We start from the raw sequence: 11791 nt of genomic DNA, 5'->3' as shown, positions 1-11791 counted from the left end.
GTGACGTCATGAGTATCTTTAGCCACTTCCAACAACGCTTCGAGTCCACACGCCAGGAAGAACTCTCTCTGCAAGAGTATCTGGAGCTGTGCAAAAAGGACCGTAGCGCCTACGTTTCCGCCGCCGAGCGTCTGTTGCTGGCCATCGGTGAACCGGAACTGCTCGACACCTCGACCAACTCGAGGCTGTCGCGAATCTTCTCCAACAAGGTAATCCGTCGCTATCCGGCCTTTGAGGACTTCCACGGGATGGAAGAATGCATCGACCAGATCGTGTCGTATTTCCGCCATGCCGCCCAAGGCCTGGAAGAGAAGAAACAGATCCTTTACCTGCTCGGCCCCGTCGGCGGCGGTAAGTCGTCCCTGGCCGAAAAACTCAAACAACTGATGGAAAAAGTGCCCTTCTACGCGATCAAGGGCTCGCCAGTATTCGAATCTCCCCTGGGTCTGTTCAACGCCACTGAAGATGGCGCGATCCTCGAGGAAGACTTCGGCATCCCACGGCGCTACCTCAACACCATCATGTCGCCATGGGCCACCAAGCGCCTGGCCGAATTCGGCGGCGACATCAGTCAGTTCCGCGTGGTCAAGCTCTACCCGTCGATCCTGAATCAGATCGCCGTGGCCAAGACCGAGCCGGGAGATGAAAACAACCAGGACATCTCGGCACTGGTGGGCAAGGTCGATATCCGCAAACTGGAAGAATTCCCGCAGAACGACGCCGACGCCTACAGCTATTCGGGCGCATTGTGCCGGGCCAACCAGGGCCTGATGGAGTTCGTCGAAATGTTCAAGGCCCCGATCAAGGTGCTGCACCCCTTGCTGACGGCCACCCAGGAAGGCAACTACAACAGTACCGAAGGCCTCGGGGCGATTCCGTTTACCGGGATCCTGCTGGCCCACTCCAACGAATCGGAATGGCATACCTTCCGTAACAACAAGAACAACGAAGCGTTCATCGACCGGATCTACATCGTCAAGGTGCCGTACTGCCTGCGGGTCAGCGACGAAGTGAAGATCTACGACAAGTTGCTGTTCAACAGCTCGCTGGCCAAGGCCCATTGCGCGCCCGACACCTTGAAGATGCTCGCCCAGTTCACCGTGCTGTCACGCCTGAAGGAGCCGGAAAACTCCAACATCTACTCCAAGATGCGTGTGTATGACGGCGAAAACCTCAAGGACACCGATCCGAAGGCCAAGTCGATCCAGGAGTATCGCGACAACGCCGGTGTCGACGAAGGCATGAACGGCCTGTCGACCCGCTTCGCGTTCAAGATCCTGTCCAAGGTCTTCAACTTCGATCCCCACGAAATCGCTGCCAACCCGGTGCACCTGCTCTACGTGCTGGAGCAACAGATCGAACAGGAACAGTTCCAGGCCGAAACCCGCGAACGCTACCTGCGCTTCCTCAAGGAGTACCTGGCACCGCGGTACATCGAATTCATCGGCAAGGAGATCCAGACCGCCTACCTCGAGTCCTACAGCGAGTACGGCCAGAACATCTTCGATCGTTATGTACTGTACGCAGACTTCTGGATTCAGGACCAGGAGTACCGCGACCCGGAAACCGGCGAGATTCTCAACCGAGTGGCACTGAACGAAGAACTGGAGAAAATCGAAAAACCGGCCGGCATCAGCAATCCGAAGGATTTCCGCAACGAAATCGTCAACTTCGTGCTGCGCGCCCGTGCCAACAACAATGGCAAGAACCCGACCTGGCTCAGCTACGAAAAACTGCGGGTGGTCATCGAGAAGAAAATGTTCTCCAACACCGAAGACCTGCTGCCAGTCATCAGCTTCAACGCCAAGGCCAGCAAAGAGGACCAGCAGAAACACAACGACTTCGTCACACGGATGGTCGAGCGGGGTTACACCGACAAACAGGTACGGCTTCTGTCCGAGTGGTACCTGCGGGTCAGAAAATCACAATAACCCGCTGCCGGTCAGACCGGTTGTCGTCAGCCAGAGACCTGTGCGTGCTTTTTCTGCTACACAGGCCTCTGGAAGGTGTTCGAAAGTCGGTAGCGAGTTCAGGCAGCATCCAAAGCGCTTGGGGGAGCGTTGAATATCCCTTGGCTCTCGGTCCGATGCTGCATCACCGCTCGCCCCTTTCAGGACAGCTTCTAAGGAGCAGTCATGAGCTATGTGATCGACCGACGTCTCAATGGCAAGAACAAGAGCACGGTAAACCGCCAACGGTTTCTGCGGCGTTACCGTGATCACATCAAGAAGGCTGTCGAAGAGGCGGTCAGCCGGCGCTCCATTACCGATATGGAACACGGCGAGCAAATCAGTATCCCGGGGCGCGACATCGACGAACCGGTGCTTCACCATGGTCGCGGTGGCAAACAGACCGTCGTGCACCCGGGCAACAAGGAATTCACCAGCGGCGAACACATTGCCCGGCCACCGGGGGGTGGAGGCGGCAGAGGCCCTGGCAAGGCTGGCAACTCGGGCGAAGGGATGGACGAATTCGTCTTCCAGATCACCCAGGAAGAATTCCTCGAGTTCATGTTTGAAGACCTGGAGTTGCCGAACCTGGTCAAGCGCAACCTGACCGGCACCGACACCTTCAAGACTGTACGCGCGGGGATCAGCAACGAGGGCAACCCGTCGCGGATCAACATCATCCGCACATTGCGCTCGGCCCATGCACGGCGAATCGCCCTCTCGGGCAGCAGCCGGGCGAAACTGCGCGAAGCCAAGGAAGAACTCCTGCGACTCAAGCAGGAAGAGCCGGACAATTTCGGTGATATTCAGGATCTTGAGGCAGAAATCGAAAAACTCAGCGCACGTATCCATCGCGTGCCGTTTCTCGACACCTTCGACCTCAAGTACAACCTGCTGATCAAACAGCCCAACCCCAGCTCGAAGGCGGTGATGTTCTGCCTCATGGACGTTTCCGGCTCCATGACCCAGGCGACCAAGGACATCGCCAAGCGCTTCTTCATCCTGCTGTACCTGTTTCTCAAGCGTAACTACGACAAGATTGACGTAGTGTTCATTCGCCACCACACCAGCGCCCGCGAAGTGGACGAGGAAGAGTTTTTCTACTCCCGCGAAACCGGCGGGACCATCGTCTCCAGCGCCTTGAAGCTGATGCAGGAGATCATGGCCGAGCGCTATCCGGCCAACGAATGGAACATCTACGCCGCCCAGGCCTCCGACGGCGACAACTGGAACGACGACTCGCCGATCTGCCGCGACATCCTCATCAACCAGATCATGCCGTTCGTGCAGTACTACACTTACGTTGAGATTACCCCACGGGAACATCAGGCCCTGTGGTTCGAATACGAGCGTATCGCCGAAGCCTTTTCCGACACGTTTGCCCAGCAACAACTGGTCTCGGCCGGGGATATCTATCCGGTCTTCCGTGAACTCTTCCAGCGCAGGTTAGTGACATGACCGCCAAAGAGCTGAAGCGCCAACCCATATCCACCGGATCGGAGTGGACGTTCGAGCTGATCCAGGCGTACGACCGTGAAATCAGTCGTATTGCAGCTCGCTACGCGCTCGATACGTACCCTAACCAGATCGAAGTGATCACCGCCGAACAGATGATGGACGCCTATGCTTCTGTCGGCATGCCGCTGGGCTATCACCACTGGTCCTATGGCAAACACTTCCTCAGTACCGAAAAGTCCTATACCCGCGGCCAGATGGGGCTGGCCTATGAAATCGTAATCAACTCCGACCCCTGCATTGCCTACCTCATGGAGGAAAACACCATCTGCATGCAGGCGCTGGTGGTGGCGCATGCGTGCTACGGGCACAACAGCTTTTTCAAGGGCAATTACCTGTTCCGCACCTGGACCGATGCCAGCTCGATCATCGATTACCTGGTGTTCGCCAAGCAGTACATCATGCAGTGCGAAGAACGCCATGGCATCGATGCGGTGGAAGACCTGCTCGACTCCTGCCACGCGCTGATGAACTACGGGGTCGACCGCTACAAACGTCCCTATCCTATCTCCGCGGAGGAAGAACGGCGCCGGCAAAAGGACCGGGAAGAACATCTGCAGAAGCAGATCAACGATCTGTGGCGCACCATTCCAAAAGGCGCGGACAAGTACAGCGACAAGGACAACGCGCGTTTCCCCGCCGAACCGCAGGAAAACATCCTGTACTTCATCGAAAAACATGCACCGCTGCTGGAGCCCTGGCAGCGGGAAATTGTGCGGATCGTACGCAAGATCGCCCAGTATTTTTATCCACAGCGCCAGACCCAGGTCATGAACGAAGGCTGGGCGACATTCTGGCACTACACCCTGATGAACGACCTGTACGACGAAGGCCTGGTGACCGACGGCTTCATGATGGAGTTCCTGACGTCACACACCAGCGTGGTCTTCCAGCCTGGCTTCGACAGCCCCTACTACAGTGGCATCAACCCTTACGCCTTGGGCTTTGCCATGTACCGCGATATCCGTCGCATGTGTGAAGAACCCACTGAAGAGGATTACCGCTGGTTCCCTGATATTGCCGGCACCGACTGGCTCGCCGCCATCAAGTTCGCCATGAGCAGCTTCAAGGATGAGAGCTTCATCCTGCAGTACCTTTCACCCAAAGTGATTCGCGACTTGAAACTGTTCAGCATTCTCGATGACGACCAGAAGGACGACCTGCTGGTGCCAGCCATTCACGACGAAGGCGGTTATCGCATCATCCGTGAAACCCTTGCGGCACAGTACAACCTTGGTAATCGCGAACCCAACGTGCAGATCTACAGCATCGACAGGCGCGGCGATCGCTCCCTGACCCTGCGCCACCAACAGCACGACCGTAAACCCCTGGGAGAGTCCACCGAGGAAGTACTCAAGCATCTGCACCGTCTCTGGGGTTTCGATATTCATCTGGAAACCCTGCAAGGTGACCAGGTCATGAAAACCCACCATGTGCCACCTAAGGGGGAACACAGCGAAGGCGATTACGGACGGCTGGACCTGGCCGTCATCCATTTGTGATCCTGGTTGTGCCTCCGAACGCTCGACGTAAAGGTTATCCTGTCGAGCTAACGGAGGTTTTTCATGCAGATTTATAAAGTTGGCGGTGCCGTACGTGATCGCCTGCTCGGCATAGCAGTCACCGACATCGACCGCGTCGTGGTCGGTGCGACCACTGAGGAAATGCTCGCCAAGGGTTTTCGCCCGGTAGGCGCTGATTTTCCGGTATTTCTTCATCCGAAAACCGGCGAGGAATATGCCCTTGCCCGGACCGAACGCAAAAGCGGGCGTGGATACGGCGGGTTCACGTTCCACGCCAGCCCTGACGTGACACTGGAAGAAGACCTGATTCGCCGCGACCTGACGATCAATGCGATGGCCGAAGACGATGAGCAGAACCTGACCGACCCCTATCACGGCCAGCGCGATCTCGAGGCACGAATACTTCGCCACGTTTCCCCCGCGTTCGCCGAAGATCCCCTCAGGGTTTTGCGCGTTGCCCGTTTCGCCGCACGCTATGCAGAGCTTGGCTTCACTGTTGCCCCCGAAACCCTCGAATTGATGCGCCAACTCAGCGAGTCAGGCGAACTCCAGGCGCTGACGGCGGAACGCAGCTGGAAAGAGATCTCCCGCGCCCTCATGGAAAATCAGCCGCAGGTGTTTGTCGAGGTGTTGCGCGCCTGCGGTGCGCTCAAAGTGCTGATGCCGGAAGTCGACGCGCTGTTCGGTGTACCGCAGCCCGCGATACACCACCCCGAAATCGACACCGGCACCCACACCCTGAGCGTGCTTCAGCAAGCGGCACACCATAAACAACCGCTGACCGTGCGCTGGGCCTGTCTGCTGCATGACCTGGGTAAAGGGCTGACGCCAGAGGAGCAATGGCCTCGCCATATCGCCCATGAGGCCAAGGGGCTGAAGCTGATCAAGGCGGTCAACGAACGTTTCAAGGCGCCAAGGGATTGCCAGGAGTTGGCGCTGCTGGTGGGCGAATATCACACCCACGGGCATCGCGCGCTGGAGCTGAAGGCATCTACTTTGCTCGAGCTACTGCAGAGTTTTGACGTTTACCGTCGACCGCAGCGGTTCGAGGAATTTATTGCCGCGTGCGAAATGGATGCACGCGGACGCAAGGGACTGGAGGAGAGAAGTTATCCACAGGCGGACTATTTGCGCGGGGCAGCGACGGCGGCGCGCGGCGTTGCTGTTCAGCCTTTGCTGGAGCAGGGATTTAAAGGGCCTGAACTGGGTGAGGCGATCAAGCGAGAGCGGCTCAAAGCATTGAAAGCCTACAAAGAGGCGTCGTCCTGAAAAGCTTAGCGAGCAGGCTCGCTCTCACAAGGGTTGCACTGACCCCTGTGGGAGCGAGCCTGCTCGCGAAGGCGTCAGTTAAATCACAACAAATTCAAAGGTGTCAGTTGCTCACCGCGCCATTCGAAAGCCACTGGCGCCAACACCTGGTCAATCTGCGATTCGGCCCACAACACGGCGAAACTTTTACCTACGCCCGGGTGCACGCGATCCGGAGCAATCAGCGACAGCGGCCACAACACAAAGGCGTTTTTAAGAATTTCCGCCCTCGGCAGCACCAGGCCATCGAAGTTGCCCACCAAATCACCGAAGAGTAAAACGTCGATATCCAGAGGCAAACCTCGGCGATCCGGTGCGTAACGCCCATTATCCGCTTCGATAAACTTCAGACGGCGATCCAATTCCATCAACGGCAAGTCGGTATAAGCCGACACCACGAAGTTGAAGAACGGCCCGCTCTTGATCCCCACCGGCAGGCTTTCGAAGACCGCCGAGCAACGCATATCCACGAGAAAGCTCGCCAGGGCATCCAGGCCGGCCTGCAAATGGGTTTCGCGCTCGATGTTGCTGCCGAGCCCGAGATACACCTGAGTCAGCGACATCCGCGCTCGATCTCCACACCCACGCCACCTGTGGCGGCAGGAACCGCACCTGGCTTGGTCAGTTTGAGGCGCATCCAGGTAATCTTGAATTCGCTCATCAGCGCTTCAACCAGGCGCTCGGCAAAGGTCTCGACCAGCTGAAACTGTGCCTGCTCGGCAAAGGCCTGGATACGCGATGAAACGCTCGCGTAATCAAGCGCCAGGGTCAGGTCATCGCCAGCGGCGGCTGGACGATTGTCCCAAGCGAAACTCAGGTCAAGCCGCAAGCACTGTCGGATGCCTCGCTCCCAGTCATAGGCACCGATCACGGTGTCGACTTCCAGGCCCTCGATAAACACTCTGTCCAAGCACTTTTCTCCGCTACACGACAAGGGCGCAATGCGCCGTTAGAATCAGGGCGTCCTCGCCCGGAATAGTTAGCATGTTTTGGTTACTGGCGATCCTCGCCTACCTGCTCGGCTCGCTGTCCTTCGCCATCTTGCTCAGCCGCATGACCGGTAACCCCGATCCGCGAATGAGTGGTTCGGGCAATGCTGGCGCCACCAACATGTTGCGCCTGGCCGGCAAGAAACTCGCCATCCTGACCCTGCTCGGCGACCTCTGCAAAGGCCTGCTGCCCGTACTGGTCGCCAGTGCCGCCGGCCTGTCACTGCAGGACCAGGCCTGGGTCGGCGTTTGCGCCGTCATCGGTCACCTGTTCCCGCTGTACTTCCGCTTTCGCGGTGGCAAGGGTGTCGCCACCGCTGCCGGCATGTTGCTGGGGTTATACCCGCCTGCAGCCTTGATGGCGGTCTGTGCCTGGCTGCTGACGTTCTACCTGACCCGCACCAGCTCGCTGGCTGCCTTGATCGCCACGCCCTTGACCCTGCCACTGCTGGCCTGGCAAGAACCGGCAGCGCTGCTGCCCATGTGCGCCCTGACCGGCATGATCGTCTGGCGCCACCGGGGCAATCTACGCGACCTGTTTGCCGGGCGCGAACGGCATTTTTAGCGGCCCGCATGAGTACGCTTCATCACAGGGGCGACAACTGCTCCATCGGCCACCGCGCCTGCACACTGATCGCCAGGCTTTCCTGCTGACCGGCCTGTAGGCGCTGGCAGCCCGCAAACGCAATCATGGCGCCATTATCGGTACAGAACTGCGCACGGGCGTAAAAAACATCGCCCTTCATGTCGCCTAGCATCTTTTCCAGGGAAGAGCGCAACGCCTTGTTGGCACTGACGCCCCCAGCGATCACCAGACGCTTCATGCCAGCTGCTTTCAGGGCACGCTTGCACTTGATGGTCAAAGTCTCCACCACGGCCTGCTGGAACGCCAGCGAGATGTCGCAACGGGCTTGCTCACCGTCGTCCCCGGCACTCACGCACTGCTGCCAGGTGTTCAAGGCGAAGGTTTTCAAGCCGCTGAAACTGAAGTCCAGGCCAGGGCGGTCGCACATCGGGCGCGGAAACACGAAACGCCCTGCAACGCCTTGCTCTGCCAGGCGAGCGATTTCCGGCCCACCCGGATAATGGAGCCCCATCATCTTCGCGGTCTTGTCGAACGCTTCGCCCGCGGCATCGTCCAGGGTCTCACCCAGAAGCGTGTATTGGCCGATCCCGTCGACCTGAACCAACTGCGTATGGCCGCCCGATACCAACAAAGCGACGAACGGGAATTCCGGCGGTTGCGACTCCAACATCGGCGCCAGCAAGTGACCTTCCATGTGATGCACGCCGAGTGCCGGAATGCCCCAGGCAAAGGCCAGTGCCTGAGCGCAGGAAGCACCCACCAGCAAGGCACCGACAAGACCAGGGCCGGCGGTATAAGCGATGGCGTCGATCTCGGTTGGCACACAGTCGGCTTCGGCCAAGACCTGGCGAATCAAGGGCAGCATGCGCTTGACGTGATCACGCGAGGCCAACTCCGGTACTACGCCACCATACGCCCGGTGCAGGTCGATCTGGCTGAACAGCGCGTCGGCCAGCAGGCCTCTTTCACTGTCGTAGAGTGCGACACCAGTTTCGTCGCAAGAGGTTTCTAATCCCAGTACTAGCATGGGTTTGCGCCTTGTTTAGGCTGAATTCGAAGGCGCGCATAATAGTCGTCGCGTGATGCCCCGACCAGCGGTTTTCGATCAGAGGCTTTGCATTCCGTGCGATGAGGGGTTAACATCCGCAACCCTTAAAAACCGACGTCTTCAAGTGCTCTTTTGCCGCGAGGATGTTGACCCCGGTAATGAATGAAGGTAGCTCTGGATGCCAGCCGTCAAAGTAAAAGAGAACGAACCCTTCGACGTAGCTCTGCGTCGTTTCAAGCGCTCCTGCGAAAAAGCCGGTGTACTGGCTGAAGTTCGTAGCCGCGAATTTTACGAGAAGCCAACTTCTGAGCGTAAGCGCAAAGCAGCAGCCGCTGTTAAGCGTCACGCCAAGAAAGTTCAGCGCGAACAGCGCCGCGCCGTTCGTCTGTACTAATACACAGACGATCGTAGCAAGCTTCTGCCAAGCCCGGCTCTGAGCCGGGCTTATGGCATTTGCGTAAAACGCTTGATGCTTCACCGTCGAAGCCGCAGATGCGACTGAGACAAATCTGCTTCACCGCGTCAGACCTGGCTCTTTTGCCAGCGGTGCACGTCTTTTCTGACGAGCCTTTCAAGGCTACTGACGAGCACACCCACTGATTCCTCTCACGACGATCAGCCCAAGGCACCTGTTTGCGTGCCGAATTACGAGCTATCCGAGACCATTGACTGGTCGCAGCCGGATTCAGCGTAACATTTTCAAATAGTCGAATACTGATGAGCAGTAACGTCGGTGGATTTTCGGCAGATACACTTCCCGACAGCGATCATGCAGGCGATACCGGTCGAGCCGCACACTTTGCGCGCCTCAAGCAATGACCCGCGCTCAGCCGCCCTTCGCTTCGGTTCCTTTTCAGCGCAGATGACGAGAACGCCATGGCCGGGCTAATTCCCCAGAGCTTCATTGACGACCTTCTGAACCGCACCGACATCGTCGACGTGGTCAGCTCGCGCCTGCAATTGAAAAAGGCCGGAAAAAACCATACTGCCTGCTGCCCGTTCCACAAAGAGAAAACCCCCTCTTTCAGCGTGAGCCCCGACAAGCAGTTCTATTACTGCTTCGGCTGCGGCGCTGGCGGCAATGCCCTGGGCTTCATCATGGACCACGACAACCTGGATTTCCCCCAGGCTGTCGAGGAACTGGCCAAAGCCGCCGGAATGGAAGTCCCCCGCGAAGAAAGTGGGCGCTCGCACAAACCACGCCAGCCAACTGACTCGCCGCTGTACCCGCTGCTCACGGCCGCCGCCGATTTCTATCGCGCCGCCCTGAAAAGCCATCCTGCACGCAAAGCCGCCGTGGACTACCTCAAAGGTCGCGGGCTGACCGGTGAAATCGCCCGGGACTTCGGCCTGGGCTTTGCGCCACCTGGGTGGGACAACCTGTTCAAGCACTTGAGCAGCGATACCCTGCAACAAAAAGCCATGATCGATGCCGGCCTGCTGATCGAGAACGCCGAAACCGGCAAACGCTACGACCGCTTTCGTGATCGCGTGATGTTCCCGATCCGCGACAGTCGCGGGCGCATCATCGCGTTTGGTGGCCGGGTGCTGGGCGACGACAAACCCAAGTACCTCAACTCACCGGAAACTCCGGTCTTTCATAAAGGCCAGGAACTCTACGGCCTCTACGAAGCGCGCAAGAACAATCGCAACCTCGACGAAATCATCGTCGTCGAGGGCTACATGGACGTCATCGCCCTCGCCCAGCAAGGCTTGCGCAATGCCGTCGCGACCCTGGGCACCGCCACCAGCGAAGAGCACATGAAACGACTGTTTCGAGTCGTGCCCAGCGTGCTGTTCTGTTTCGACGGCGACCAGGCCGGCCGCAATGCGGCCTGGCGCGCACTGGAAGCGACACTGACAAGCCTGCAGGACGGTCGCCGCGCGCGATTCCTGTTCCTGCCCGAGGGTGAAGACCCGGACACCCTGGTCCGCTCCGAAGGCACCGACGCCTTTCGCGCACGGATCAACCAGCACGCGCAGCCGCTGGCCGATTACTTCTTCCAACAACTGACCGAAGAGGCCGACCCTCGCTCGCTCGAAGGCAAGGCCCACATGGCCACCCTCGCCGCACCGCTGATCGACAAGGTCCCCGGTGCCAACCTGCGCACCCTGATGCGCCAGAGGCTGCTGGAAATAACCGGACTGAGCGGCGAGGCGGTGAGCCAACTGGTACACAGCGCGCCCCAGGACGCGCCACCGGCCTATGACCCTGGCATGGATTACGATGCCATGCCGGACTACTCCGACTTCCACCAACCCCAGGAGGCCTACACGCCCCAGCAGGAGTGGACGCCGAAGAAATCCGGGGCCGGCGGCAAGAAATGGGACAAGAAACCCTGGAGCAAGAACGGCAAGCGCGGTGATCGCGACGAGCCTTATGCCCCACGCAAGCCAGTCGCAGTGGAAGCCCCGACGCTTATCGCTTTGCGCACACTGATTCACCACCCGCAACTGGCCAAAAAAGTTGAGAGTGCCGATCATTTTGCCAACGAGAGCAACACGTACGCTCAGGTACTAATCGCCCTGATCGAGGCTGTGCAGAAAAATCCTGGGCTAAACTCTATTCAGTTGATGGCCCGTTGGCACGGTACAGAGCAAGGACGCCTATTGAGAGCCCTCGCAGAAAAGGAATGGCTAATTGACGGCGATAACCTTGAACAACAGTTTTTAGACACCATTACTAGGTTATCTGCGGGTCAGCACACGCAGACCCTCGATGACCTCATCAAGAAAGCAAGGCAGCCGGGATTGTCGGCTGAAGAGCAAATTCAGATAGCTAAACAGATGCGCGACCTCTTAAAACAGAATGTTTCCGCATCAAACCCGACCTCAACTGGCGCGTGAGGTCATAGCTCAGGTATAATCCTCGG

10 protein-coding genes are annotated in these 11791 nt (G+C 58.4%); 7 read left to right on the top strand and 3 right to left on the bottom strand.

Annotation, left to right across the window (positions count from 1 at the left end):
* The first annotated feature begins 8 nt into the window (after positions 1 to 8).
* The 4 genes from CGA21_RS23195 to CGA21_RS23180 all read left to right on the top strand — a co-directional run bounded on the left by CGA21_RS23195 (position 9) and on the right by CGA21_RS23180 (position 6256).
* A complete protein-coding gene (locus CGA21_RS23195; protein ID WP_020798814.1) occupies positions 9 to 1931 on the top strand; it encodes a PrkA family serine protein kinase in 1923 nt (640 codons plus the stop codon).
* A 204-nt stretch (positions 1932 to 2135) separates the two neighbouring features.
* Positions 2136 to 3407, top strand: coding sequence for a YeaH/YhbH family protein (locus tag CGA21_RS23190; protein ID WP_110754831.1), 1272 nt, complete (start codon positions 2136 to 2138; stop codon positions 3405 to 3407).
* Entirely contained in the window at positions 3404 to 4966 is a 1563-nt protein-coding gene (locus CGA21_RS23185; RefSeq protein ID WP_020798817.1) for a SpoVR family protein, read from the top strand. The genes CGA21_RS23190 and CGA21_RS23185 overlap by 4 nt, the downstream gene beginning before the upstream one ends.
* 63 nt (positions 4967 to 5029) lie before the next feature.
* Positions 5030 to 6256: a multifunctional CCA addition/repair protein gene (locus CGA21_RS23180; RefSeq protein WP_188265122.1), complete on the top strand. Its 1227-nt coding sequence runs from the start codon at positions 5030 to 5032 to the stop codon at positions 6254 to 6256.
* An 83-nt stretch (positions 6257 to 6339) separates the two neighbouring features.
* Here the strand turns inward: CGA21_RS23180 and folK are convergent, their stop codons facing one another.
* Both folK and folB read right to left on the bottom strand, forming a co-directional pair.
* A complete protein-coding gene (gene folK / locus CGA21_RS23175; RefSeq protein WP_110754829.1) occupies positions 6340 to 6858 on the bottom strand; it encodes a 2-amino-4-hydroxy-6-hydroxymethyldihydropteridine diphosphokinase in 519 nt (172 codons plus the stop codon).
* Complete coding sequence (folB, locus tag CGA21_RS23170; protein WP_110754828.1) at positions 6849 to 7205, bottom strand: dihydroneopterin aldolase; 357 nt, start codon at positions 7203 to 7205, stop codon at positions 6849 to 6851. The genes folK and folB overlap by 10 nt, the downstream gene beginning before the upstream one ends.
* A 74-nt stretch (positions 7206 to 7279) precedes the next feature.
* Here folB and plsY point away from each other — a divergent pair, with 74 nt between their 5' ends.
* Positions 7280 to 7849 (top strand): glycerol-3-phosphate 1-O-acyltransferase PlsY, encoded by a 570-nt coding sequence (gene plsY, locus CGA21_RS23165; protein ID WP_110754827.1) that lies wholly within the window; start codon positions 7280 to 7282, stop codon positions 7847 to 7849.
* Positions 7850 to 7871: 22 nt separating this feature from the next.
* Here the strand turns inward: plsY and tsaD are convergent, their stop codons facing one another.
* A complete protein-coding gene (tsaD, locus tag CGA21_RS23160; protein ID WP_110754826.1) occupies positions 7872 to 8897 on the bottom strand; it encodes a tRNA (adenosine(37)-N6)-threonylcarbamoyltransferase complex transferase subunit TsaD in 1026 nt (341 codons plus the stop codon).
* Between the two features lie 199 nt (positions 8898 to 9096).
* Here tsaD and rpsU point away from each other — a divergent pair, with 199 nt between their 5' ends.
* Together rpsU and dnaG are read left to right on the top strand one after the other, a co-directional pair.
* Entirely contained in the window at positions 9097 to 9312 is a 216-nt protein-coding gene (rpsU, locus tag CGA21_RS23155; RefSeq protein ID WP_002551877.1) for a 30S ribosomal protein S21, read from the top strand.
* A 482-nt stretch (positions 9313 to 9794) separates the two neighbouring features.
* A complete protein-coding gene (gene dnaG, locus CGA21_RS23150; RefSeq protein WP_033043880.1) occupies positions 9795 to 11765 on the top strand; it encodes a DNA primase in 1971 nt (656 codons plus the stop codon).
* Positions 11766 to 11791 lie beyond the last annotated feature (26 nt).

Origin of the sequence: Pseudomonas sp. PSB11 (assembly GCF_014596605.1) — a bacterium.
Classification (GTDB): domain Bacteria; phylum Pseudomonadota; class Gammaproteobacteria; order Pseudomonadales; family Pseudomonadaceae; genus Aquipseudomonas; species Aquipseudomonas umsongensis.
The sequence above is the reverse complement of the archived record's forward strand: the minus strand, read 5'-3'. Positions and strand labels throughout refer to the sequence as shown.

Excerpts from the sequence above, each read along its gene's own strand:
- CGA21_RS23195 (WP_020798814.1), top strand. The coding sequence starts at position 9 with ATGAGTATCTTTAGCCACTTCCAACAACGCTTCGAGTCCACACGCCAG.
- CGA21_RS23190 (WP_110754831.1), top strand. The coding sequence starts at position 2,136 with ATGAGCTATGTGATCGACCGACGTCTCAATGGCAAGAACAAGAGCACG.
- CGA21_RS23185 (WP_020798817.1), top strand. The coding sequence starts at position 3,404 with ATGACCGCCAAAGAGCTGAAGCGCCAACCCATATCCACCGGATCGGAG.
- CGA21_RS23180 (WP_188265122.1), top strand. The coding sequence starts at position 5,030 with ATGCAGATTTATAAAGTTGGCGGTGCCGTACGTGATCGCCTGCTCGGC.
- folK (WP_110754829.1), bottom strand. The coding sequence starts at position 6,858 with ATGTCGCTGACTCAGGTGTATCTCGGGCTCGGCAGCAACATCGAGCGC.
- plsY (WP_110754827.1), top strand. The coding sequence starts at position 7,280 with ATGTTTTGGTTACTGGCGATCCTCGCCTACCTGCTCGGCTCGCTGTCC.
- tsaD (WP_110754826.1), bottom strand. The coding sequence starts at position 8,897 with ATGCTAGTACTGGGATTAGAAACCTCTTGCGACGAAACTGGTGTCGCA.
- rpsU (WP_002551877.1), top strand. The coding sequence starts at position 9,097 with ATGCCAGCCGTCAAAGTAAAAGAGAACGAACCCTTCGACGTAGCTCTG.
- dnaG (WP_033043880.1), top strand. The coding sequence starts at position 9,795 with ATGGCCGGGCTAATTCCCCAGAGCTTCATTGACGACCTTCTGAACCGC.